19 protein-coding genes are annotated in these 24,805 nt (G+C 73.0%); 6 read left to right on the plus strand and 13 right to left on the minus strand.

Going from position 1 to position 24,805, the window contains the following annotated elements:
• Positions 1–52: 52 nt before the first annotated feature.
• A complete protein-coding gene (locus JK363_RS29225) occupies positions 53–256 on the minus strand; it encodes a hypothetical protein (protein ID WP_201879403.1) in 204 nt (67 codons plus the stop codon).
• A gap of 72 nt (positions 257–328) precedes the next feature.
• Here JK363_RS29225 and JK363_RS29230 point away from each other — a divergent pair, with 72 nt between their 5' ends.
• Both JK363_RS29230 and JK363_RS29235 read left to right on the plus strand, forming a co-directional pair.
• On the plus strand, positions 329–916 hold the full coding sequence (locus JK363_RS29230) for a helix-turn-helix domain-containing protein (protein WP_201879405.1): 588 nt from the start codon (positions 329–331) through the stop codon (positions 914–916).
• A 40-nt stretch (positions 917–956) separates the two neighbouring features.
• Positions 957–2,336: an NAD(P)/FAD-dependent oxidoreductase gene (locus JK363_RS29235; protein WP_201879407.1), complete on the plus strand. Its 1,380-nt coding sequence runs from the start codon at positions 957–959 to the stop codon at positions 2,334–2,336.
• 53 nt (positions 2,337–2,389) lie between these two features.
• Here the strand turns inward: JK363_RS29235 and JK363_RS29240 are convergent, their stop codons facing one another.
• Positions 2,390–3,532 (minus strand): DNA alkylation repair protein, encoded by a 1,143-nt coding sequence (locus tag JK363_RS29240; protein ID WP_201879408.1) that lies wholly within the window; start codon positions 3,530–3,532, stop codon positions 2,390–2,392.
• Positions 3,533–3,847: 315 nt separating this feature from the next.
• On the opposite strand from JK363_RS29240, the gene JK363_RS29245 reads away from it, so the two are divergent.
• A complete protein-coding gene (locus tag JK363_RS29245) occupies positions 3,848–4,708 on the plus strand; it encodes a helix-turn-helix transcriptional regulator (RefSeq protein ID WP_201879410.1) in 861 nt (286 codons plus the stop codon).
• 119 nt (positions 4,709–4,827) lie between these two features.
• Here JK363_RS29245 and JK363_RS29250 read toward each other — a convergent pair whose 3' ends face one another.
• Positions 4,828–5,457 (minus strand): DJ-1/PfpI family protein, encoded by a 630-nt coding sequence (locus JK363_RS29250; RefSeq protein ID WP_201879412.1) that lies wholly within the window; start codon positions 5,455–5,457, stop codon positions 4,828–4,830.
• Between the two features lie 72 nt (positions 5,458–5,529).
• Positions 5,530–6,477: a GlxA family transcriptional regulator gene (locus tag JK363_RS29255; protein ID WP_201879414.1), complete on the minus strand. Its 948-nt coding sequence runs from the start codon at positions 6,475–6,477 to the stop codon at positions 5,530–5,532.
• Between the two features lie 286 nt (positions 6,478–6,763).
• Here JK363_RS29255 and JK363_RS29260 point away from each other — a divergent pair, with 286 nt between their 5' ends.
• The gene (locus JK363_RS29260) at positions 6,764–7,990 is read left to right on the plus strand and encodes an ANTAR domain-containing protein (protein WP_201879417.1); all 1,227 of its coding nucleotides are present in this window, start codon (positions 6,764–6,766) and stop codon (positions 7,988–7,990) included.
• Between the two features lie 82 nt (positions 7,991–8,072).
• Complete coding sequence (locus JK363_RS29265) at positions 8,073–8,642, plus strand: hypothetical protein (RefSeq protein WP_201879419.1); 570 nt, start codon at positions 8,073–8,075, stop codon at positions 8,640–8,642.
• A 40-nt stretch (positions 8,643–8,682) separates the two neighbouring features.
• Here JK363_RS29265 and JK363_RS29270 read toward each other — a convergent pair whose 3' ends face one another.
• The 6 genes from JK363_RS29270 to JK363_RS29295 form a co-directional block, all read right to left on the minus strand.
• Positions 8,683–9,657 carry a hypothetical protein gene (locus JK363_RS29270; RefSeq protein ID WP_201879421.1) on the minus strand — a complete coding sequence of 325 codons (975 nt, stop codon included), beginning with the start codon at positions 9,655–9,657 and terminating at the stop codon, positions 8,683–8,685.
• 49 nt (positions 9,658–9,706) lie between these two features.
• A complete protein-coding gene (locus tag JK363_RS29275; protein WP_201879423.1) occupies positions 9,707–9,937 on the minus strand; it encodes a hypothetical protein in 231 nt (76 codons plus the stop codon).
• Complete coding sequence (locus JK363_RS29280; RefSeq protein ID WP_201879425.1) at positions 9,934–15,087, minus strand: SAV_2336 N-terminal domain-related protein; 5,154 nt, start codon at positions 15,085–15,087, stop codon at positions 9,934–9,936. Before JK363_RS29280 ends, JK363_RS29275 begins: the two co-directional genes overlap by 4 nt.
• Positions 15,084–16,124, minus strand: coding sequence for an AAA family ATPase (locus JK363_RS29285; protein ID WP_372444872.1), 1,041 nt, complete (start codon positions 16,122–16,124; stop codon positions 15,084–15,086). Before JK363_RS29285 ends, JK363_RS29280 begins: the two co-directional genes overlap by 4 nt.
• 89 nt (positions 16,125–16,213) lie before the next feature.
• Positions 16,214–17,899 carry a VMAP-C domain-containing protein gene (locus JK363_RS29290; RefSeq protein ID WP_201879428.1) on the minus strand — a complete coding sequence of 562 codons (1,686 nt, stop codon included), beginning with the start codon at positions 17,897–17,899 and terminating at the stop codon, positions 16,214–16,216.
• Positions 17,900–17,905: 6 nt separating this feature from the next.
• Positions 17,906–18,928 carry a trypsin-like peptidase domain-containing protein gene (locus JK363_RS29295; protein WP_201879433.1) on the minus strand — a complete coding sequence of 341 codons (1,023 nt, stop codon included), beginning with the start codon at positions 18,926–18,928 and terminating at the stop codon, positions 17,906–17,908.
• 344 nt (positions 18,929–19,272) lie between these two features.
• On the opposite strand from JK363_RS29295, the gene JK363_RS29300 reads away from it, so the two are divergent.
• The gene (locus JK363_RS29300; RefSeq protein WP_201879435.1) at positions 19,273–20,577 is read left to right on the plus strand and encodes a helix-turn-helix domain-containing protein; all 1,305 of its coding nucleotides are present in this window, start codon (positions 19,273–19,275) and stop codon (positions 20,575–20,577) included.
• Between the two features lie 19 nt (positions 20,578–20,596).
• On the opposite strand, the gene aspA is transcribed toward JK363_RS29300, so the two are convergent.
• From aspA to JK363_RS29315, 3 genes are all read right to left on the minus strand, one after another.
• The gene (gene aspA, locus JK363_RS29305) at positions 20,597–22,000 is read right to left on the minus strand and encodes an aspartate ammonia-lyase (RefSeq protein WP_201879437.1); all 1,404 of its coding nucleotides are present in this window, start codon (positions 21,998–22,000) and stop codon (positions 20,597–20,599) included.
• 78 nt (positions 22,001–22,078) lie between these two features.
• Positions 22,079–23,113 carry an asparaginase gene (locus JK363_RS29310; protein WP_201879439.1) on the minus strand — a complete coding sequence of 345 codons (1,035 nt, stop codon included), beginning with the start codon at positions 23,111–23,113 and terminating at the stop codon, positions 22,079–22,081.
• 92 nt (positions 23,114–23,205) lie between these two features.
• Positions 23,206–24,648 carry an amino acid permease gene (locus tag JK363_RS29315; RefSeq protein WP_201879441.1) on the minus strand — a complete coding sequence of 481 codons (1,443 nt, stop codon included), beginning with the start codon at positions 24,646–24,648 and terminating at the stop codon, positions 23,206–23,208.
• Positions 24,649–24,805 lie beyond the last annotated feature (157 nt).

A 24,805-nucleotide genomic window follows, 5' to 3' on the forward strand; every position in this document is an offset into this window, starting at 1 on the left:
CCCTCGCCACGGCGTTCACTCCGGCCAGCCGTTCCTGACGGGAGGTCATGGCTCAGCCCTGCCGCCCCCGTCCGTTACGCCTGATCAACTCGGCGGAGACCACCCCGCCCACCCGCCAGGCCGCGCCGTGCCGGCTCAGCAGCGCCTCCGGGTGGTCCTCCACCCGTGGCTCACACCGCTCACTGCTTTCGGGGCCCGCCACCTCGCTGACGTCCGTCTCGAGGGCATCGGGCATCGGGCATCGGGCATCGGGCATCGAGTAAAGATTTCTGAGTTCTCGCCACAGACCCTTGTGCCGTCCGCTCAGTCGTCTCTACGGTGGCTCGCCATGGAACATGAACGCCCCGCCCAGCGGTCCGGGGGCGACGACGAGTCCGTGGGCGAGCGGCTGCGCACCCTGCGCAAGGCCCGCCGTCTGACGCTCAAGGCCGTCGCCGGGTCCGCCGGGATCAGCGAGGGCTATCTGAGCCAGATAGAGCGCGGTCAGGCCAATCCGAGCATCGCCACCCTCCAGCAGATCTCCTCCGCGCTCGGCCTCAAGGTGGCCGATCTGTTCGGCGACGACTTCACCAGCGGGCCGAGTGTGCTGCGGGCCGACGAGGCGCCGCGGCTGGCGCTCGGGGTGCTCGGCGGACGCAAGTTCCGGCTGACGCCGGGGCCGCAGCACCATCTCGAGGTGTTCCTCGGGGAGTTCGACGCCGGTGGCTCGACGGGCGAGACCCCGTACAGCCACGGCGATTCGGAGGAGTTCCTGTACGTCCTCGAGGGCACGGTCCGGCTCCACCTGGGCGAGCGTGGCTTCACCCTCGGCGCCGGCGACAGCATCCGCTACTCCTCGGCCGTACCGCACCGGCTGTGCGAGACGGCCGGGGCCGGTGCGCGTGTGCTGTGGGTGATCAGTCCGCCCAGTTACTGACCCGACCACCGCCCGGCCGGCGGCCGGACTACACGATGGGATGAGTGCCGTAGTGCTGAACGGAAATGTGTCCTTCTGGTACCGCCAGACCGGCTTCCCCGAACGACGGCCACCGCTGGACGGCGATCTCACCACCGATGTGTGTGTGGTGGGCGCGGGCTTCACGGGGCTGTGGACCGCGTATTACCTCAAGCGGGCCGCGCCCGAGCTCGATATCACCGTCGTGGAGCGGGAGTTCGCCGGATTCGGGGCGTCGGGGCGGAACGCGGGCTGGCTGAGCAGCAAGATCGCCGGATCGCCCGCCACCTACGCCGAGCGGCGGGGCCGCGAGGCCGTGCTCGCCCTCCAGCGGGAGATGGTCCGGACCGTCGACGAGGTGATCGCGGTGGCGGAGGCCGAGGGCATCGAGGCCGATATCGTCCGCAGCGGCTATCTCACCATCGCCCACGGGGCGGCCCAACTGCCCCGGCTGCGGGCGATGTACGAGCAGGCGCGCCACTGGGGGACGGCGGATCTGGCCTGGCTGAGCGCACCGGAGGTCACCGAGCGGCTGCGGCTGGACGGGGCGCTGGCCGGTTACCACAATCCGCACTGCGCCCGGGTCCACCCGGCCAAGCTGGTGCGCGGGCTGGCGGAGGCGGTCGCGGCGCGCGGGGTACGGATCCTGGAGTCCACTCCGGTGACCGCGCTGGCGCCGGGCCGGGTCAGCACACCGTTCGGCACCATCCGCGCCGACCGGATCGTACGCGCCACCGAGGGCTTCACCAGCGCGCTGGAGGGCGAGCGGCGCACCTGGCTGCCGATGAACTCCTCGATGATCGTCACCGAACCGCTCCCCGACCGGCTGTGGCAGCGGCTCGGCTGGGAGGGGCAGGAGCTGCTGAGCGACGCCACCCATGCGTACACCTACGGGCAGCGCACCCCCGACGGGCGGATCGCGATCGGCGGCCGGGGTGTGCCGTATCGCTTCGGGTCACGCACCGACCGGGCGGGGCAGACCTCCGCCGACACCGTGCGCGCCCTGAGGCGCATCCTGACCTCACTCTTCCCGGACACCGCCGAGATCGCGATCGACCACGCCTGGTCGGGTGTGCTGGCCGTCCCCCGTGACTGGTGCGCCTCGATCGACTTCGACCCGGCCACCGGTATGGGCTTCGCCGGAGGCTATGTCGGCCACGGTGTGGCCGCCACCCATCTGGCCGGACGCACCCTGTGCGATCTGCTGCTGGGCCGTTCCACCGAGCTGACCGCACTTCCGTGGGTCGGCCACCGCACCCGCAAATGGGAACCGGAACCGCTGCGCTGGCTCGGGGTGCACGGCATGTACGCCGCCTATCGCGCGGCCGACCGCTCCGAGGCCGCCGGACGGACCACCACCTCGCCCATCGCCCTGCTCGCCGACCGGATATCCGGACGCTGACCCCTGTCCTGAGTGGCCGCTGTCGTGAGTGGCCGCCCGTTCACGACCGGCGCTCAGCGCTCATCGGCGGGCACCACGAGGCCGAACGGGGCCGAGCCACGCGGCTCTCCGTTGATCTGGAGCTCCAGCGTGTGTTCACCGGGGTGGAACACCCGGGTGCTGATCGGCTTGAACGAGCGCGCCCGGCTGAGGGTCTCCGTCTCCCCCGGCTCCAGTGTCATGGTGGTCAGCTTGTACACCTTCGGGGCGGTGGTGCCGTTGGCCTTGCGGTAGTGGACGATGTAGTCGATGGCCAGCCGCAGCGGTGTGCTCCCGGTGTTCTCCAGGGTGAAGCCGAAACGCAGTTCGCCACCGACCCGGACGACGGGCTCGGCCACCGTCGGACCGGACACGGCCAGGGTGCTGACCGGTTCGAAGCCGAGCAGCGCCAGGGCCCGCGGATCCCCGCGCTTCACCACCGTGCGCAGGGCGTGCCGGATCACCCGGGGCGTCTCGGCGTCGGGGGCCGCCGCCCAGGCGGTGGCGGTTTCCACGGCCAGCTCCGGCCGGTCGTGGCTGATGTCATTGAGGTGGTTGGCCACCGAGCGCCGCACATACTCCGACGGGTCGCGGTACAGCGCGTCGAGGAGCGGCAGGGTGGCCTCGGGCCGGGCGAAGAGGGCGGGTACCCGGACCGCCCAGGGCAGCCGTGGCCGGGTGCCCTCGCTGGCCAGCCGCCGCACATGCTCATCGGGGTGCGCGGTCCACTCCCGTATCACCGCCATGGCCCGGTCCGGATCGGCGTTCAGCAGCCGCCTGATGGCGTACTCGCACGTCAAGCGGGGGGTGAGCGCCGCGAGCAGCCGGAGCGCGTCCTCGAAGACATCCCCCGGGTGCGCCGGGTGCGCCACACCCGCCTCCAAGGTTTGCAGCGCCCGGACCGCCACGGCCTCACTCACCGGCCAGATCAGCCAGCCGGTGAACCCCACGTCGCCGAGCGCGGCCCGCACCCGCTTGGCCAGCTCCGGGTAGTCACCCGGCAGATCGGTGAGCAGCGCGTCACGGACGAGATCGCTGCGCTGCCGCAGCCCGAGTCCGTCCAGCGCGTTCACGGTTCGCGTGACGGCGGTGAGCGGCCGGCCGGGGTCCACGGCCGCCATCCGGGCGGCGAGATCCGCCACCACCTCGGCTCCCAGCAATTCATCCGCGGTCGGCACGGATCGTCCCCCTGTCATGTGCGGGTTTTCCGCGGTGTCCGGGCTTGTGGACCTCAGAACCGCCGCGTTCACTTTAACAGCGGGCATCGCACGCCTTACCTGGGCGAGTTCACGCCGAGGGAATTCCACGGCACGGGCGCCCGGAGAACGGAAAAGGGGAAACATTCCCGTTTCTCCCGGGGGCTCCGCCGATTGACATTCCGGCCTCGACAACTCCCTTTCTTTTCCGGCACAGGGCCTTTTGCCGCGGCGTTACGCCTCTTATGCTGCGCGATACGCACAACGCCGGTTACCCCCGGAAAGGGGCAGGGGCACATGCCATCGAGTACGGACATCTCCCTGCGGCCCGACGACGGGGACGCCTTCCGGCAGGCACTCCGGTCGGTCCAGAAGCGCTCACGCCTCCCGGTCGTCTTCGGCGGCCAGGTGTGCGAGGGCGTGCTGCGGCTGTCGCAGTTCGCCGGGGTACGGACGGCGGCGCTGCGCGGGCTCGGCATCAGAACCGCGACCGGCCTCGGCGGCCGCGTTCTGGCCAGTGCGCGGCCCGCCTCCGTGGCCGACTACGAGGCGGCCCGGTCGATCACCCATGACTACGACGGCCCGGTGTCCGCGGAGGGCATCCGTTCCGTGGTCGCCGTGCCCGTGGTCGTCACCGGCACGGTGCGCGGGGTGCTGTACGGCGCGAGCCGCAGCGTCATCTGCCTCGGGGACCGGGTGACGGACGCGGTGGTCGACGTCTCGCGGCAGCTGGCCGGGGAGCTCGCGGTCCGGGACGAGGTCGACCGGCGGCTGCGGCTCCGGCGCGCGGCGGAGGCCGAACCCGCCGCCCCGGGCGAGCGGTTCATGGTCGAGGAGGTCCGTGAACTCCACGCCGAGCTGCGGGTGATCGCCCAGGCCGTCGGGGACGAGGCACTGCGCGCCCGGCTCTGCGCGGTCTCCCGCCGTCTCGCCGGACTCGGCTCCGCCACCCCCGAACCCGCCGTTTCGCTCTCCCCGCGGGAGCTCGATGTGCTCGCCCAGATCGCGCTGGGCTGCACCAACGCCGAGGCCGCCGATCGTCTCTCGCTGCGCCCCGAGACCGTGAAGGCGTATCTGCGCGGCGCCATGCGCACGTTGGACGCCCGGACCCGTTTCGAGGCCGTGGTCATCGCCCGCCGCCGGGGCCTGCTGCCATAACGGCGACCGTGGCGAACAAGGCCGCGCGGGGCGGCCGTTTTCGGTCCCATGGTGGTGGCAGGTGGTGGCGGGGGACTGCGGGTCCCCGCACCCGCCGTCCCGCTCCCCCGTCACAGGGGCTACTGTCCGGCGGCCTCCTTCCGCATCCGGGCGGTCAGCTCGGCCGGGGCCTTGCTCGGCGAACCGCTGTCATAGGGCGGCCGCGGGTCGTACTGGAGCATCAGCTGCACCGTCTGCGCCATGGGGTCCCCGGCGATCCGCCCGGCCAGGGCCAGCCCCATGTCGATCCCGGCCGAAACTCCCGCCGCGGTGACGTATTTGCCGTCGAACACATAGCGCTCGTCCACGGCCTCGACCTCCAGATCCCGGAGGCTCTCCATGGCGGTCCAGTGGGTGGTGGCGCGGCGGCCGGTGAGCAGCCCGGCCGAGGCGAGGATCAGCGAACCCGTGCACACCGAGGTCGTCCAGGTCGTGGTGGTGTCCACGGCCCGCAGCCACTCGAGCACCGCCGGGTTCTTCTGCTGCTCGGCCGGGAAGGGCCCGCCGGGCACCAGAACGATGTCCGGCCGCTCCACCTCCTCCAGCGTGGCTTCGGCCACCAGGTGGAGGCTGCCGCTGTCATTGCGTACGGGACCGCGGCGCTCGGCGACGAACACCGGCTGGGCACCGGGCAGTCCGGCCAGGGTGTCGTACGGGCCGACGGCGTCGAGAGCGGTGAAGTTCTCGTAGAGCAGGATCGCGATCTGCACAACATGGCCTTTCGGTCAGTGGTGATGGCGTCATGGCGGTGGGCCAGGACGTGGTCGTGGGAGAACGGGCTTTCAGGGGTGGAACCGGCGCCGGTACTCGGCGGGCGCGGCGCCCAGGTCACGGACGAAGGCGCGGCGCATGGCCTCCGGCGTGCCGTAGCCGCAGGCGCGGGACACCTCCTCGATCCCGCCGTCGGTGTCCTCCAGCAGCCGCCTGGCCGCTTCGAGCCGCACCTGGTCCACATACCGGCCGGGCGAGGTGCCTATCTCGTCCCGGAAGGCGCGGGCGAAGTGGCGGGGGGAGAGATGCGCGCGCTCGGCCAGGGCGGCGACGGACAGATCCGCGCCGGGGTGTTCGGAGATGTACTGCTGGATGTCGCGCAGCGGGCGGCGCTGTGCGCTCTGTGCCTCGAGCTGGACGCTGAACTGCCGCTGGTTGCCGGGGCGGCGGAGGAAGACAACCAGGTAGCGGGCGATGGCGAGCGCCACGTCGCGGCCGAGGTCCTCCTCCACGAGCGCGAGCGCGAGATCGATGCCACTGGTGACCCCGGCGGAGGTGGACACCGTCCCGTCGCGGATGAAGATGGGATCCGGGTCCACGTCCACCGCGGCGAACCGCTCGGCCAGCCCCTCGGCGAACGCCCAATGGGTCGTCACCCGGCGTCCGTCCAGCAGTCCGGCGGCGGCCAGCGCATAGGCCCCGGTGCACACCGACACCAGACGCCGCGCCGCCGGGGCGTTCTCGCGCAGCCACGCCACCACGCCGGGATGCAACGCCCGGGTGCCCTCACCGCCCGGGACGAGGAGGGTGTGCGGGGCGGGGGCGCCGCGCAGCGCGAGGTCCGGGGTGACCGTCAGCCCGCTGGAGGTGCGCACCGGTGAGCCGTCGAGGCTTGCGGTCCTGACCTCGTACGCGCCCGGCACCATACCGGCCGCGCCGGAGAACACCTCCAGCGGGCCCGTGAAGTCCAGGCTCTGTACGCCGTCGAAGAGGGCGATGAGTACGGTGCGCCGTTCCATACGGTCCATGCTGGCCGCCGTGGGTGATGGCAGCAATGACGCGCTTCCCACCTTTTCTGCCATGGAGTGCCGGGTGATGATCGCCACAGCCGGAGCGCGGACGGCGGTTCCGCGCGCCGGGCGCGCACCCCCGTCCACCAGAAGGCGGGGACCCTTCGTACTCCCGTCTTCCCCGGCACCCGCGCGGCCGGGGCCGACGTTGACTCCCGGCCCCGGGCCCGACCATGGTGGGCGCATCCCGGGGCACAGTCCCCCTTGAGAATCCCCGGGGGGAACGAGGGCTGAGATGTACCAGACGAGCGGTCCCGGGAGAACGCTGCGCCCGGACGGCGACCTGGACCGACCGGACCATCCGCTGTTCTCCGCGGTACTGCGGGCCGGGCTGCGCGGGCGGACCGGCGCGGTGGTCGTGGACCTGTCCCAGGTCCGTACGGTCACGGCGGACGGTATGCGCGGACTGCTCGACTGTGTGCGTTCGCTGCACGCGACCGGCGGCACGCTGCTCCTGGCCGCAGCCCCCGAGGCCGTGGCGCGGCTGCTGGGGCTGACGCTGGTCGACTCCGGCGTGCGGCTGTTCCCCACCGTGGCGGAGGCGCAGCGGGCGGTGGCACCCGACGCCCCGCCCGCCACCGGGGCGGGGACGGCCGCCGGGGCGGAGCGCGAGACGGCCGTCGCGCGGGAGGCGGAGCTGGAGCGGCTGCGGCAGGAGACCGCGGATCTGCGGGGAAAGCTGCGCTCGCATCCGCTGATCGCACAGGCGCAGGGCATCCTGCTGGAGCGGTACCGACTGGCCGCCCCGGAGACGGCGTTCGCCCTGCTGAAGGAGAGCTCACAGGCGCACAACGTCAAGCTGCGCACCCTGGCCGCGGCGCTCGTGGACGTCCCGCGCCCCGCCCCCGGCAGCGCGCTGTGGTTCCCGGGTCGCGTCCGCCGTCCGGCACCCCCGCTGCCGCTGCTGCCGGAGACGCATCACCGCGGCGCCAACCGCGGCGCGGTGGTGAAGCGGGTGCTGCACCAGGCCCTGGAGACGGTGGGCTGCGAGATGGGGGACCTCCAGCTCATCGACTCGGCGCGGCGGCTGCGGATGGAACAGCACCACGGTTTCGACCAGGAGTTCATCGACTTCTTCGCCGTCGTCGGCGAGGGCGAGACCACCTGCGCCCTGGCGGCCGAGCACGGCCGCCCGGTCATGTCGGACGTCGCCACCGAGCGGGTGTTCTCCGACACCGCCCGCGAACTCATCCTCTCCACGGGCTCCCGCACCGTGCACAGCATCCCGATGACCGGCGGTTCGGGCCAGGTCGTCGGAGTGTTCTCGCTCCATGTGGCCAGGGCCGGCCGGCACCTGACCGCGGGCGAGGACCGGATGCTCGCCCATCTCGCCGCGCAGGGGGGCGCCTGGCTGGAGTGGCACGAGAGCACCATCCTCCGGGACGCCCTGGAACATCTGCATCAGCGGGCCACCCGCGACCGGGGTGCGCCGTCCGCCTCCTCCGGCCCCCCGCACGGGTGAGAAGGGCCTTGGCGCCGGGCCCGGACGGGTACCCCTGGGCGTGAACGGGTCCCCCGGGGCCCCGGCGTTCGGGAGGACGATCATGGCGGTACCGGCCCTCGCCCGCTCCGGCAGCGCCTCCGCGCCGCGGATGCTCCAGATCTACCTCAACGACCACCTGGCCGGTGCCACGGCCGGTGTCGGGCTCGCCCGCCGGATGGCCCGAGAGCACCGGCACTCGGCATACAGCGGCGAGCTGACGAGGCTCAAGGCGGAGATCGCCCGCGACCGCACGGCACTGCTGTGGTGCATGGCCGCGCTCGATGTGCCCACCCGTCGCTACAAGGTCTACGGGGCGTGGGCGGGTGAGCGGCTCACCCGGCTGCGGCCCAGGGGCCGGATGCGCCGCCGCTCGGGGCTGAACACGGTGCTGGAGCTGGAGGCGATGCGGCTGGGTGTCGAGGGCAAGGCCCTGCTGTGGCGCACCCTGCTCGCCGCCGCCGTGCACGACTCCCGCCTGGAGACCGGCCACCTCGCGGAGTTGCTGGACGCGGCGGGCCGGCAGCTGGCGACCCTGGACTCCCTGCACGCCCGCGCCGTCTCGGCACTCGTCTCCCCCGCCGGCGCCCCGGAACCCCGTCCCGAGCCAACCCCCGGGCCAGGGCCCGGATGACCGTGGTGGAAGGACGCGGTCAGCGGGGGTGGAAGGGCGTTCAGGGTCCGCCGCCAGGGGTGCCCGTGGGCTGGGGCGGTTGTGGGGGCGAGACCGGTTCGGCGGGCTGCGGGGGATGGTCGTACACCATCCCGGCCGGGCTTCCCGCGCCCTGCCGCCACAGCCTGCTGAGCTCCGCGTTGGCCGTCCGTTCGGCGGCGCGGTCGTCGGGCAACGGCAGATGAAGCGCCGTCAGCAAGTCGAAGCGGTGCAGATCGAAGGCGACCGCCAGCACCTCGCCGTACGCCACCGCCGCGTGCACCGCGGCGGCGTAGGCGGCCCAGCAGATGACGGCCGGGGCCAGCGCCAGCAGCAGCCACCACTCCGACCGCCACAGCAGGGCCGCTGAGACAGGGACGACGGCACCCGCGGTGACACAGAGACGGGCCGCGGCGTCGAGCGCGTCACGGCCCTCGGCCACCGCGGCGCGCACCCGGTCGCTCAGCACCGGCTCCAGACGGGTCCACACCACCACCGCGTCCAGTCCGTACAGCCGCCCGGCACGGCGCTCGGCGGCCGTGAGGGCGTTGCCGAGCCCGGTGGGGCGCAGCAGGTGGTCCTCCACCGGGAAACGGCTGCGCTGCCAGGCACCGCGCTCCCCCGCGCGCTGTACGAGGGCGGCGGACGGTACGGCGCTGCCGTACGGCCAGCCGAGCGGACCGCGCCGCCGCTTCTGCAACGCCGTGCACCAGGCGGCGGGCCAGCCGAGCCAGCGCGGCCAGTACCCCTCCAGCCAGCGCACCAGGGAGAGTTGCAGCGGCATGGTGACGACGCCGACGAGGGTGAGGCTCAGCACCAGCAGCAGCACCTCGCCCGCCTTCAGCCCGGCCGCGGTCCGCCACGCCCGCTCGAACCGCACCGGATCGGGGGCGCCCGCCCACAGCAGCACCAGGACGAACACGGCGCCCGCGGCGGTGGGGAGCGTCGAGACGAGGAAGAACCGGCCGGAGAGTGCGGGCGACAGGGGCTTCGCCACGCTGTCGAGCTTCACCGGCGCCCTCGCGCCGCACCGCGTGCCGCTCGGCTCATCTCACCCATGTGGTCGCCCCGTGGTCCGGATCCCTGCCGCACAGGGGTGTCTCCCCCGCGTCCATGAACATCATCGTGCTCTCCTCGCCGCACACCCCGCACCGGAAGAGATAGACCTCGTACTCGGTGGAGCGTCCGGGCAGCGGCAGCAACGGGCCGCCGGCGCCATGGGATTCACGAGCCGCCGCATCCCCCTCGGGTTCCGGACGCCGCCGTTCGTCCGTCATGGTTTCCCTTCCTTCGCAGGGGTGAGGTAGGGGGCCAGAACCTCGGCCAGGGCCGGATGGTTCAGATAGCTCCTGCGGCCCCCGCCCAGCGGCGCTCCGGCTCCCTCGCAGGGGATGTCACGTGCGACGCCGTCGAACCTCGCGGTCAGCGGCCGGTAGGACAGGGGGTCCAGCCGGCCGTCGAGGTTCACCCAGCGCCGCACCGCCGGTGGCCTCAGCCCCCGGCCGTCCACGGGCGCGGGTTCGAGCCGGGAGAAGATCGCGTCCAGGCCGATCGGAGTACCCATCGTGACCAGGAGCTCCACGGACAGCTCGGGCCGCTCCCACAGTGCCTCGTAGGCGATGACGGAGCCCATCCCATGCGCGATCAGGACCTGGGGCCGCTGTGCGGCGACCGCCTCCCCGAGCATGCGCCGGACCGCCGCCCGGCGCGCGTCGTCGTTCAGGTAGGTGATGAACTCCTGGGTGACGGCGGGCAGCCAGTCCGGGAACACACCGAGCCGCCGCGTCAGGGAGTTCAGCAGCCCGCGGAACGAGAATCTGCTCCTGGTGGCTCCTTCCGGCAGCTGCTGCTGCGCGGCGGACAACGCGGCCTGCACCTCGGCGTCCGATTCGGCCTCGCCCGGGGGTGGTTGCAGCACGGGCAGATAGGGCAGCGTCCGCAGATCCACACCGTCCGCGGGGAGCCGGAGACCGGCCTTGGCCAGGCCGTCGCCCAGCCCGGCGGTCCAGGGGTTCAGCTCGGACGGGTGGAGGAACAGCACCCGGGGCACGGCGGCGCAGGGCCGTCCCAGGGGCATGCCGTTGTCCAGACGCCATGTCCGCGGGATCCCCTCGCCGTCCACCGTGATGGCCGCGGGCCGCCCGGCGACGCTGGTGGTGGCGGTGAACGCCTCGATGGCGCCGAGCCCTTCGGAAGCACGGGAGACGATGACGCTCGGGCCGTCCAACGGGACGACGGACAGCCCCGACCGGGACCCCAGAACCGCCGCCCTGCCCCCGGACCACTCCACGAACCCCACATGGGGAAGGAATTCCTCGCCAGGGGTGAGGTGCACACAACGCAGCCGGTCCTCACCCCGCACGACGTAGGAGGACAGGCACGTCGCTCCAGGGCCGGTGAACACCAGCGTGCTGGCGGGCGACCGGCCGTCGACCGCCAGAGTGAGGGCAGCGCCCGGCTGCCGGGCCACCGTGGACGGTGAGGACCAGGGGCGCACCGGGAACGGATCGCACGCCAGGTCGGGATCGGCGGTCCGCGCGGTGCGTACGCGGTTCGCGACGGCGACACTGACCACGCGGTACCGGGCGGTTCCGTGTGCGTCCACGGTGGTGTTGACCAGTCCCCGGACCGGCACCAGCGCCTCCCGCACCTCGTAGAGCGAGGGCGGTGCGCCCCCGAACGCCCCGCAGCGGCGCTGGATCTCGGTGTCGGCCAGGCCCCCGCTCTTGCTGGCCGCCAGGATTTTGAGCACGAGCCTGGTCCAGGGGCTGCGGGCGTCGGCGAGGAGCAGTTGCACCACGTCGGACAGGGTCCTCGGCACCCCGGATCCGACCCACTCCGCCTCGGTGACGTCCTCCAGCGGCTCGCCCCGGGAGGCGATGAAACCGGCGAAGGCGCGCGCGACGACGATCTGTTCCACGGGGGCGCCCTGCTCGACCAGGGTGTTGGCCACGGCCTCGCTGAACGCCTGGCGCACGGGCGCGTCGTCCCGGCGGCGGTAGAAAGGGGCCGAACCGAGCATCTCCTCGCACACATTGCGCAGCGCACGCCGCCGCATTTCACGGGTGGCGGTGAGGCGGACGGTGAGCACCGGCCGGTTGTTCTCCGTCAGCTCCCTGGTGTGGCGACCCGCGCGGGAGGCGATGAGCAGACGGCACACACCGGAGTCGAGCAGCGGCAGCAGCAGCTCCCGCACGATGGCGCGGGCGTACGGCGTCTCGTCCAGGGCGTCCACCACGATGAGGGGCTGGTCCCCCCGGTGGCCGAGCCACTCCACCAACTGCTCCACCCCGCGGGGGAATTCGTCCGGCGCGCTGAGCTGCGCGGCCAGCAGCTCCGTCAGAGCCGTGCTGGTGGCCCCGTAGGCCGACACCATGCAGACCTCCGGTCTGGCCAGGCTCTCCCGCACCCAGCTCATCACCGTGGCCACCAAGGTGGTCTTGCCACTGGCCTCGGGGCCGAGCACCAGTGCCAGCCGTGGATAGGCGGAAGGGTTGCCGATCCATCCGGTCAGTGTCCGGAACGTGGGCGCGTCCTGCGGATACCTCCACAAGGTGCGCTCGGGGACATCCGTCTCCGCCGACGGTTCATAGCCGGGGTTGGGCAGGAACTCGTCGGGCAGTCCGCGGGTGTACCGCAGATGCAGCACCGGATCGGGCAAGGTGCCGTCCTCGGTCAGCAGATTCATGAGCTCCACCACATCCCTCAGCGGGATGTACGGCTCGTCACGCGGCGCTCTCCGGCGTCCGGACGCGAGAAGGCGCAGTGCCTCGGCGAGCACCCGGGTGAGCCTCCCCGCACCAACCCCCGGCGCGGGGACCATGAGGGTGTCGAAGTCGAGGACGGGGAAGCGGTCTTCGGCGACCTCCTGGCAGCCGTCGGCGATCAGCATCCACCGCCCCCCGCCCCGGTCCGGGCGCACGAGCCCCAGCAGCCCGTCGGTGTCCGCCGTCAGATGGCCCGCGATATGGACGATCACGATGTCCGCTTCGCCGAACCCCGAGGTCATCTCGTCGATCACCCTGGGGTATTCCCGCTCCGGCACATCGGTGGCGACGTGGGTGTGGCAGCCGAACGCCCGGAAGCCCGCGGCGAGTTCACGGCAGGCGGCGGCGGTGGATTCGTCCTCCGATGTCCCGGGGGCAAAGCTGAGGAAGTGGCGGCGCCCCACCGGGCCGCTCGCCGCCGGGGGCACCCCCATGCCGCCGGGCCCCAGGACCCGGTCCCGCACCACACCCTCGGTGTCCCCGGTGAACAGATGGGAACGGCCGTCGGCCGTCAGCACCGCCAGCGCCCGGACGTCCTCCGCGACCGGCACGGTGGGCAGGAACGGCACCCCGCTGGCCAGGTCGTACAGGTCGATCCCGTCGGGCCCGGCCACGGCCACGATCCGCTGGCCCGCGACCTCGCCGCAGGCCAGCACCCCGGGCCGGGCGCCCGCGCCCCGCCGCCACGCCTCCCGCCCCTCCCGGGCGGTGAGGTCCACCGCGGCCAGGACACCGTCCGCGTACAGCGCCACCACCATCGCCCGCCCCGTCGCCGTGCCGGCGCACACCAGGGCGGTGACGGCCGTCTCCCCGCCGTGGGCGGCCAGCCGGCCCCGGCCGGTGGTCAGGTCCCAGATCCACAGCTCGCCGCCCGCGGAGGTGACCGTCACATCGCGCCCGTCCACCTGGGCGGCGGCCACGCAGACCCGTCCGCGCGGCTCGTCCTCGGCGGGCTCGGGCTCCTCCGGCGTCTCGACGTCCCGCAGCGCGGTGTCGATGCGCTGCGCGTAGGTGGTGAGTTCACCGCCGAGGCCGCCGAGCACCGAGGCGGCCACGGTGGCGAACACCCGGCCGTCGGCGAGTTCGAGCGAGCCGGTGGGATCGGCGGCCAGGACACGGAAGTCCAGTGAGCCGCCGAAGGGTTCGGCCAGCGCCTCGGGGGCCCGGATGAGGGTGGTGAGCACCTGGTAGGCACGGGTGCGGGTGAGCCCGGAGGCCAGTTCGTCGCGGACCCCGGCCCGGAATTCGTACACCACCTGGTCGGGGTTCTCGCCCCGGTGGCGCTCGGTCGTGCGGACCAGCAGACCGGAGAGGAAGACCTCGGCGAGCTGCGCCGGGCCGGTGGCGGGCAGCAGGGTCTGCTGGAGCCAGCGCATCAGCGGCAGGGTCAGCGGGGCGGCGGAGAGCAGGAACGCCAGCTCCATCGCGCCGGGCGTCGCCCAGGTACGGAAGTCCTCCACCCATGCGGCCGCCGGCGTCTCGTGGTCCGGAACCGGATGGGTCACCGGATCGGGCTCGCCGTGCGACGGGGCCTTGGCGAGGTCCACCGCGGACCCGGGGCGCCAGGTGGTGCGGCTGCCGGACACCGCCTGGGCCCACGGGCGCAGCCACTCCGGGTCCAGGGTGACCAGCGGCACCAGGTCCGGTGAGGAGCGGCCGCCGCCCGCGCCGAGGGTGCCGCCGGGGCCCAGGGGGCGTACGGTCGGCCGGGCCGGGCCGGTGGCGCGCAGCGCGGCGCGGACCGGCGGCAGCCAGGTGCGGTGCCACAGTTCGGGGGGCAGCACCTGCACCACGGTCAGGGAGGCCCGGCGCGCCCACTGCCGTAAGGTCCGGGTCATGGCCGGAGTGCCCCACAGCTCGCCCAGGCCGTCGGTGACGACGAGGATCAGACGGCGGTGCGCGGGGTCGTGGAGCTCGGCCGGTTTGCGCCCCTCGGCCCCCGGGGTGGTGCGTCCGTCGCCACCGCATGGGCCGTAGCGGAGGACGAGCTCGGGCTCGTCGGCGTCGAAGCGCCACATCCGTACGTCCCGGAAGGCTCCGTGTCCCTCGACGAGCGCGCGGAAGTCGTCCACCGTACGGCGCCACACGGACATGGACACGCTCTCGTCCACCACCAGGGCCAGCTCCAGCCAGCGTTCGGAGGCGTGGCGCAGCGCCGGAAGCGGGCGACGGGCGCGGGCGGAGCGGTCCGCGGTGAGGGGCTCGTCCAGAACCCGGCGGCCGGGGGCGGGCACCCGCCGCTTGAGCGGACGCAGGGCACGGGCCAGCTCCAGCCGGTGCGGAAGCGCGGAGGGCTGACGCAGCGGAAGGGGGGTGGCCTTCGCGCCGCCGCCGTTCTCGCTCCCGCCCGTGGATCCGGACGCGGCGGGGCTGTGGAGCGGGGTGGCGGACGGCCGGAGCGGCTCGGCGGGTTCCTCGTCCGGTGTGACGTCCTCCGTGGGTTCCTCGGACGGCTCCCCGGCCACCGGCGGCGGGGCCGGTGGCGGGGCCGGTGGCGCGGGCGGCTCGCCGGGCGGCGGATCCACCGGTTCCGCGGCCGGCTGCCGGGCAGCCCGGACCTCCTCGGCCAGCCAGAGCAGTTCGGCCAGCTCGCGGGCGGTCAGGTCCTCGTCGCCGCTCAACTCCCTTGCCAAGGCGAGGAGATGGGTGAGGTCGCTCATGCCGTGTCGTTCAGCGGACGGAGGAGTGCCGCCAGCACGGCGGGCCACTCGGGGTCGTCGGTGTGCTCGGTTGCGCTCTCCATCTGGAGGGTGTTGAGGAGTTGGTCGGTGGCCAGCAGCTTCCGGCCCTTTTCGAGGTCGTCCGCGAACTCCTCGAGACGTCCGGCCGAGGCGCGCAGCACCTCCGGGCCGAGGTGGGCCTCGACGATGCGTTCCAGCTTCTTCCGGGAGGGGGGAGCGATGTCCAGCCGGACACAGCGGCGGACGAACGCGGGTGGGAACTCCCGCTCGCCGTTGCTGGTGAGCACCACCACGGGGAACTCCGCGCAGCGCACCGTGCCGTGCCGGACCGGCTCCCGGCGCCCGTCGTCGGTCATCACCCGGACGTCGCACTGGGGGTACCGCTGGAGTTCGGGGATGGGGAACTCCCCTTCCTCCAGGACCGAGAGAAGGTCGTTGGGCAGGTCGACATCGCCCTTGTCCAGCTCGTCGATGAGCAGCACACGGGGGCGGTCGGAGGGCAGCAGGGCGGTGCCGAGCGGTCCGAGACGTACGTACCTGCCGATGTCGTCGGGCCGCTTCCTCTTGTGCTTCTCGTCCTGGAGGCGGCCGATGGCGTCGTACGCGTACAGCCCGTCGAGGAGCGTCGTACGGCTGGTGACCGACCAGCGCAGCACCCGGCCGAGGTCCAGTTCATGGGCGATGCCGCGGGCGAGGCTGGACTTGCCGGTGCCGGGTTTGCCGGTGACCAGGAGCGGACGGCGCAGATGGAGCGCGGCGTTGACCATACGGGCCTCCTGGGGCTCCGCGCGGTAGGTGGTGACGATGTCGGTCGAGCCGGGGCTCTCCTCGCGGTGGCGGACGCAGCTGTCCACCGCCGGTTCCTCGCCGCGGGCGGCGGAGTCCGCGGCGGCGTCCGTGGCCTCCTCGTCGGGCACCGGCCGCTGGCCGTCGAACTGCCGCCAGGGCGGTGCCACGGGCGGGGTCCAGCCGGTGCGGCGGACGCCGTCGCCGTAGTAGATCCACCAGCTCGGCACCGCCGTCACCTGGTCCGTCCCGGCTCGTGCCGCCGGCACCACGGCCCCCGTCCCGGGCGCCTCGGCGGGCGACTGCTGGTCTTCGGGGATCATCCGTTGCCTCCTCTGTGGGCCCTGGGGCCGCCGAGTCTTCTGAGCCGTTCGGGATGCCAGCCCGGGTTGTCCCACAACACCGCGATGCCCGTTCCGTCGTGGCTTCCCTTGGCACACCGGGCGGCTTCCTGGCGCAACGTCAGCACCGTGGCGGGCAGGCCGGAGAGACCGGCGCCCGCCTCGGCCAGCTCGGCGACGCGCCGGGCGCGGCCGGGCGGCACGCTGCCGTCCCGGTGGCCGCGCCACCACACGGCGGCCGGTACGCCCTCCTGGATGGCGGACAGCAGGGCGTCCGGCACCGTGGTGGCCAGATGCGGATAGGGGTAGGTCAGGATCAGACAGCTGATGTCCTTGCGGGAGGCGACCTCGGCCGCCAGCGCCTGGGGCGACGCCATGTCCGCCACCAGCGGGCGGCAGTCGCTCTCGGACCGGTCGTCGGCCTCGTCCGCCGGGGTGCCGTCGCCGTCCAGCCAACAGGCCCGGGGCGGTGGGTCGTCGGCGGCGGACCGCCCGTCCAGCCGCTCCCAGCGCGCCGTCCACTGGGAGGTGGACCAGCCGTCGCGCAGCCGGTCCAGGGAGCGGACGACCACCGGGCCGTAGCGGCCGATGGGGCGCGCCACGGCCAGCTGTCCGCCGCCGCGCAGATTCCACTCGTCCACCGGCCAGCCGAGCGCCTCCCAGGGCAGCAGGAACTCGAAGGTGAGGGTCTCGGGGTCGAGATGCTGGACATACGGCTGGAGCCGGGCGATCAACTCCTCGGCGCCGCCGGAGATCTCGGCCGCGGTGTACACGGTGTCGTCCTGGACCTTGATGCCCAGGCAGCGGCCCCGGCGGTAGAGCCAGGCGGCGAGCCGGTACCGGCCGGCCCCCGGCCCTGAGCCCTCGACCCGGACCAGACAACTGGTCAGGGACGCATGGCAGGTGTCGGACACCGAGGCCGCCGCGTCCGCCGCGGCACGCTCCTCGGCGAGCCGCCCCGTGGGCACCCGGTCGGCGCGGGCCTGGGCCACGGCGTCGATCCAGGCCCGCAGATCGGCGCGGGCCACGTCCTCGGCGCGGGCGGCGAGATGTTCGAGGAAGACCAGCAGCGGGGGCACCCGTCCGGCCGGGCTGTTGCGCGCGTCCAACTCCTCGACCAGCGCGGTCACCGTCCCGGCCTGCTCCGCGGTCAGCAGCCCGTCCCTGGCGGCCGGGAGTCCCAGGGAGGAGGCCGCCGCCCACAGCACCTCGCACAGCTCGCCGGGCTCGGTGGGACACCCCGGGTCGCCCAGCAAGGTGTCGAGGTCGGCGCGCTCCTGCGCGTCGAGCAGCCCGGGGGCGACGGCCGGGAGCAGGCCCCACCGCTCGGCCCGGATCGCCTGGTAGCCCTGCCGGTGCGCGGTGAGCCAGCGCGGCTCGCCGTACTGGAACTCCAGCGCGGCGAACAGCCGCTCCATGCCATCGGGGTTGTGCACGTGGCGCCGCAGCACGCCGTCCAGCACCGCCTGGAGCGGACCGGGGCCCTCGGCGGGCCACACCACCTCGAATTCGGCCTGGGCGAGCAGGACTCCGGCCTCGGCGGCGGTTCCGACGCGCTCGGCCAGCTCCTTGGCGAAGCGACCACACCAGCGGGTACGCGCCGATTCGGCCGCGCGACCGGCCAGGTTCGATGAGACGCATTCGATCGGGGTCGCCACGGGCATGTGCTCTCAGGAGGCGGCGGTGGCGAGCAGTTCGACCAGCCTGCGCACCGGTACGCCTTCGTTGGTATAGACGTGCCCGGTGCCGTCCGGGGACCGGAGATGGCCGCCCGCGCGGTGGACGGCGGCGACCCGCCACTGGTCGTCGAAGGCCGGGGAGCCGGAGGAGCCGGGCAGGGTGTCGGTGAAGTACAGCAGGCGGTTCTCATCGCTGTGAGAGACCACGTTGTGGTATAGCGCGACCTTCTTGGGGCCGCCCGCGGGGTGCTGAACGATGTTGAGCCGGTGCGGGGTCCCGGCGCCGGAGGGGGCGAGCTCCAGCGCGCCCCATTCGGCGTTCAGCGGGTCGCGGGAGCGCACCACGGTCAGATCGTGGTCCTCGGAGGTGGCGAAGCCGAGGCCGGGGTCGAGGGGGAAGCTGCGGCCCCCGTCGATCTCGCCGTCCGGCCGCTCCTGGTAGCCGAGGACGATCCGGGCGGCGGCGGCCGTCTCCGCGTCCGGCAGCACATGGTGGTTGGTGACGACGAAGTCCCCGGCCACGAGGAAGCCGGTGCCCAGGGCTTCCACCGGTCCGCGCAGCAGCCCGACGCAGCGGGCGGCCCGCACTCCGTGCTCCAGGAAGGACAGTGGCAGCAGCGTGCTCTGACTTCCCATCAGCTTCTCGGCGTGGGTGGCCGTGACCGGGGCGCCCGGATCCGACGGGCCGGGCACGGCGGACCGGCCGAGCCTGCCGGCCAGCGCCGCACGCAGCTCGGCGTTCTCCGGGAACTCGCTGACGGCGACCGTCAGCAGGCCCTCCAGCTTGCTCCGATTGTCCGCCTCGCGCAGCACCGCGTGCCACATGTCGAGCGCGCCCCCGCCGAAGTCCACCATTCCGGCCGGGATGTCGGCGGCGTCCAGCACCCGCCGCACCGATCGCGCCTCCGGATAGAGCTTCGCCAGCAGGGCGGTGAGCGTGGCCCGAGCAGGCCCCCCTTGCGACAACATGACCTCCCACCAGCTGCCGATGACGGACAGCTTACGACGCGTCACCCCATGGTTGCCATCTGTCCACATGGCGGGATCGGCGCCGGTCCGCACCCCCCTGAACGGCGGTTGCCCCCGGGACGTTCCCGGTTCGCTCCCGTACGCCGGGCCGGTCACCCATCCGGACGATCTTGCGGACCGGTCCGGGCCGTTCCCGGCCGCGCGCGGTCCGCGACGGGGCCGGATCCACTCCGGGCACGGTGCTCTCCGCGGCGGCGGCCACCTTACAATCGCGGAGAGAACGAAGCCCTGTTCAGCACGGATTTGAGGCTGCACCACGACACCCGGCGGCAGGCGGACACCCCGCCCGCCGCCGTGGCGGGCCGCGGTGTGACGAAAGGCCGCAACCCATGCGCATCCAGCACCCGCGCCACGCCGATCCCCTGGCCGCGCTGAGTCCGGCCGAATCGGCCCGTCTGATGGCGGTCATGCGTGACACCGCCCTGAGCCGCGGCCAACTCCCGCTGCCCGCACGCCCGGTGATCGGCCAGTCCTGGGACCGGATGCTCCGGCTGGGGCTCGATCCGGACCGCGGGGGCACCCCGCGTCCGCTGAGCCTGGACGAGCTGGAGCGGCGGCGGCAGCAGACCCGGCTGGCCGATGTGCTGCCCACACTGCACAGCGGGCTGCTGGAGGCGGCGGAGGCGGCCGGCCATCTCATGATCATCGCCGATGCGGAGGGGCGGATCCTGTGGATCGACGGCCACCGCGGGATCCGCCGCCACGCCGACGGCATCGCGCTGATCGAGGGGTCGCAGTGGGCCGAGGAGGTCACCGGGACGACCGGGATCGGCACCGCGCTCGCCGTCCGCGCCCCGGTCCGGGTGCACTCGGCGGAGCACTTCGTCCGCGCCTTCCACACCTGGAGCTGCGCCGCCGCCCCGGTGCGGGATCCCCGGGACGGCCGGCTGCTGGGCGTCATCGACATCAGCGGACCGGCCCCCACCGCCCATCCGACCGTGCTCTCCCTGGTCACCGCGACCGCCCGGTGGGCCGAGGGCGAACTGCGGCTGGCCCACAGCCGGGAGCTGGACCGGCTGCGCGCGGTCGCCGCGCCGGTGCTCGCCCGGCTCCAGGGCAAGGCGGTCGCGGTCGATCCGCACGGCTGGGTCGCCGGGGTCACCGGGGTGAACCCCCAGGACCGCCGGCTGCTGCTGCCGAAGGCGGCGGCCGACGGTCCGGTGTGGCTGCCCGCGCTGGGCACCTGCACGGTCGAACCGCTCCCGGGCGGGCATCTGTTGCGGGTGCTGGAGGGCGAGTACGGCGAGGACGGCGCCCCGGCCGCCTCCGGCCGTCTGCTGCTGGACGTACGCCATCCGCACCACTGGTCGCTGACGTTCGCGGGCCCGGCGGGCGCCTGGACCCATCAGCTCAGCGCCCGCCACGCCGAAGTGCTGCTGGTCCTGGCCGCCCACCCCGAGGGGCGTACCGCGGCGCAGCTCGCCCAGGACCTGTTCGGCGATCCGACGCGCACGGTGACCGTACGGGCCGCGATGTCCCGGCTGCGCCGCGGGCTGGGGGCGGTGCTGGCGCACCGCCCGTACCGCATCGCCGACGGAATCCTCCTGGAGGTGACCCGGCCGGACCGGCCCCGGGATCTGCTGCCGCTCAGCGCGGCCCCGGCGGTGGTCCGGCTGCGGGGCGGCCAGGAGTGACGCCGGGCCCAAGGCGGCCTCAGTGCTGTCCGGCGACCTCCTCCGGGCGCAGGACGGCGGCGAGCCGGTCCGGGGGCAGCAGGCCCTTCTCCAGGACGAGTTCGGCGACACCGCGGCCGGTGGCCAGGGCCTCCTTGGCGATGCTGGTGGCCGCGCTGTAGCCGATGTGCGGGTTGAGCGCGGTGACCAGGCCGATGGAGTTCTCGACGGTGGCGCGCAGCTGGTCGGTGTTGGCGGTGATGCCCGCGACGCAGCGCTCGGCGAGGACCAGGCAGGCCGCGCGCAGGTGGGTGATGCTCTCCGAGAGGGAGTGCAGGATGATCGGCTCGAAGGCGTTGAGCTGGAGCTGTCCGGCCTCGGCCGCCATGGTGATGGCCACGTCGTTGCCGATCACCTCGAAGGCGACCTGGTTGACGACCTCGGGGATGACCGGGTTGACCTTGCCGGGCATGATGCTGGAACCGGCCTGCATCGGGGGCAGGTTGATCTCACCAAGACCGGCGCGCGGTCCGGAGGAGAGCAGCCGCAGATCGTTGCAGCTCTTGGAGAGCTTGACGGCGATGCGCTTGAGGACGCCGGACAGCTGGACGAAGGCGCCGCAGTCCTGGGTGGCCTCCACCAGGTTGGCGGCGGTGACCAGGGGCAGTCCGGTGATGGCCGCCAGGTGGCCGCGGGCCACCTCGGCGTAGCCCGCGGGCGCGTTGAGACCGGTGCCGATCGCGGTCGCGCCGAGGTTGATCTCGTGCACCAGACCGACGGCCTCCAGCAGCCGGCTCTGGTCCTCCTCCAGCATCACCGCGTAGGCGGAGAACTCCTGGCCGAGGGTCATCGGCACCGCGTCCTGCAACTGGGTGCGCCCCATCTTGAGGATGTCGCGGAACTCCTCGGCCTTGGCGGCGAACGCTCCGCGCAACGTCTCCATGGCGGTGTGGAGTTCGCGCACCGCGATGATGGTGGCGACCTTGACGGCGGTCGGGTAGACGTCGTTGGTGGACTGGCTGAGGTTGACGTCCTCGTTGGGGTGGAGGTGGTGGTAGTCGCCCTTGGCGTGGCCGAGGAGCTCCAGGGCCCGGTTGGCGATCACCTCGTTGGCGTTCATGTTGGTCGAGGTACCGGCGCCGCCCTGGATCACATCGACGGTGAACTGGTCGTGCAGCAGCCCCCGGCGTATCTCCTCGCACGCGGCGGCGATGGCGTCGGCCTTGGCCGGGGGGAGCAGTCCGAGGTCCTCGTTGGCGCGGGCGGCGGCCTCCTTGACGGCGGCCAGCGCACTGACGAGGTGCGGATAGGCGGCGATCGGGGTGCCGGTGATGGGGAAGTTCTCCGAGGCGCGCAGGGTGTGGATGCCCCAGTACGCGTCGGCGGGGACCTCGCGGTCGCCGAGCAGGTCGTGTTCGCGGCGGTGGCCGACGGTGGAGGTCATATCTGTGCGGTGCTTCCTCGTGTGGCGGTGGGGCGTGGGGTGGAACGGGCGGCGGTGGGGCGTGGGGCGGTGGGTGGATCAGACGGCGGGCGCGGTGAGGGCGTCGACGGCGTGCAGTTGGCCGACGGTGGTACCGCCGCCGGTCACCGGGGCGGTGGCGAACTCGGCGAGCGTCTCGGAGGCGACGCCACAGCGGGCGAGAAGTGCCGCGGTCACCGGCATCCGGGCCCGGTCGGCGCCGTCGGATATCTTCACGGCGATGGCGTGGCCGTCGGGCAGGGCGGCCACCTGGACGCCCTCGAAGCCGTCCTTGGCGATCAGTCCGGGCACGGCGCTCATCAGCCGGGCGACATCGCGTCCGGTGCCGGACAGCATCTCGGGGTGGGAGCGCAGGGCGGCGGCGACCCGGCCTTCGGGGGTGTCCGCGGCGGCGGTGGCGATCCGCGCGGCGGCCCGCGCGAGTCCGTGGAGGGAGACGGAGAACAGCGGTGCCCCGCAGCCGTCGAGCGTGACCCCGGCGACCCGCTGTCCGGTCAGGTCCGCCACGGTGTCGGCTATCAGCCGCTGGAGGGGGTGGGCCGGATCGAGATATCCCTCCAGGGGCCAGTCGTTGAGCCGCGCGGTGAGCAGCATCGCCGCGTGCTTGCCGGAGCAGTTCTGGGCGAGCCGGGTGGGCCCGTGTCCGGCGCGCAGCCATGCCTCGCGCTCGGCCGCGCCGTAGGGCAGATCGGGGACGTTGCGCAGCGCGTCCTCGGTCAGTCCGGCCCACGCCAGGATCCGCAGCGCCGCCGTCTGATGGCGCTCCTGGCCGGAGTGGCTGGCGGCGGTGAGCGCGAGCAGTTCGCCGTCCAGCGGCAGTCCTGCCCGGGTCAGCGCGACGGCCTGGACGGGCTTGAGCGCGGAGCGCGGATAGAACGCCACCTCGGGGTCACCGGTCGCGAACGCGATCTGGCCGTCGGGGCCGAGGACCACCGCCGAGCCGTGGTGCACACCCTCGATGATTCCGCCGCGGACGAGGTGCGTCAGCGGCACATGGCGGGGCTCACGGACGGCGGGGGGCTCGGCGGGGGTACGGCGGGCGGCGTCGGTCGACAGCCCGAGGGGGGTCGTCATCACGGTGCTTTCGTGTTCGGAGTGGCGGGTGACGGGAGGCTCCCCGGCCGGGTGGTCCCGGCCGGGGAGCTCCAGGTTCTGACAGGAGTGGTTCACCGGGAGTCGCGCACCCGGCCGCGTACCGCGAACCAGCCGATGATCAGGGCCACCACGATCGCCGGAAGCGCCATGACGGTGACCCGGCTGGGTCCGCCGTCCGCCCACATCAGGACCAGGACGGAGGCGAGGAAGCCCAGGGTGACGATCTCGGTGTACGGGGAGCCGGGCAACTGGTAGCCGGGCCGGGCCAGTTGACCGGACCGTGTGCGCCGCCAGAACAGCAGATGGCAGAGCATGATCATGCCCCAGGTGGCGAGGATGCCGATGGCGGCGAAGTTGAGCACGATCTCGAACGCGTCGCTGGGCACCACGTAGTTGAGGCCGACGCCCAGCACACAGAAGAAGGCGGTGAGGAGGATGCCGCCGTAGGGGACATGGGTGCGGCTCATCACGCCGGTGAACTTGGGCGCGGAACCGGACATGGCCATCGAGCGCAGAATCCGGCCGGTGGAGTAGAGACCGGAGTTGAGGCTGGACATGGCGGCGGTGAGCACCACGAGGTTCATCACTCCGCCGGCCGCCGGTACACCCAGCTTGGACAGCACGGTGACGAACGGGCTCTCGTCGGCGGAGTAGGAGCCGGCGGGCATCAGCAGGGAGAGCAGCACCACGGAGCCGACATAGAACAGGGCGACCCGCCACATGATGGAGTTGATCGCCTTGGGCATGATCTTCTCGGGGTTCTTGGTCTCGCCCGCGGCGACGCCCACGAGTTCGACCGAGGCGTAGGCGAAGACCACGCCCTGGATGACCAGCAGCATCGGGAGCGCACCGTGCGGGAACACCCCGCCGTGCTCGGTGATCAGGCTCGGGCCGGTGCTGTGACCGGCCACCTGCTCCCGGGTGACCAGCAGGAAGATGCCGATGGCCATGAAGGCGACCAGCGCGCCGACCTTGATGATGGCGAACCAGAACTCCATCTCACCGAAGAACTTCACGGAGATGAGGTTGACCGAGAGCACGACCGCGAGCGCGATGAGGGCGATCACCCACTGGGGGATGTCGGTGAACATGCCCCAGTAGTGGGTGTAGGTGGCGACGGCGGTGATGTCGGCGATGCCGGTGGTGGCCCAGTTGAGGAAGTACATCCACCCGGCGACGAAGGCGCCCTTCTCACCGAGGAATTCACGGGCGTAGGAGACGAACGCGCCGGAGGACGGCCGGTGCAGCACCAGCTCGCCCAGGGCTCGCACCACCAGGAAGGCGAAGATGCCGCAGATCGCGTAGGCCACGGCGAGGGAGGGGCCGGCGTCCTTGAGCCGTCCGCCCGCGCCGAGGAAGAGCCCGGTGCCGATGGCGCCGCCGATGGCGATCATGTTGACATGTCGGGCTTTGAGGGACTTGCTGTACCCGGCGTCGCCCGCGTCGATGTGCTGCTGGGGTGGGTCGGTGGGGGGTTGGTGGCGTACTTCTTGCCGGAGGGACTGCTCGCTCACGCCTGCTGTCCGCCTTCCGTTGGTGCGCTTGGTGCGTTCGGTACGTGGTGCGTTGGGTGCGTTGGGTGCGTTGAATGCAGGGGGGGTCGGGAGCCCGGGGCTCGGGGACCCACGGGGCTCGGGGCTTATGGGGTTGGGGGGATGGGGGGGATTGGGG

Origin of the sequence: Streptomyces coffeae, from assembly GCF_016741875.1 — a bacterium.
Classification (GTDB): Bacteria; Actinomycetota; Actinomycetes; order Streptomycetales; family Streptomycetaceae; genus Streptomyces; species Streptomyces coffeae.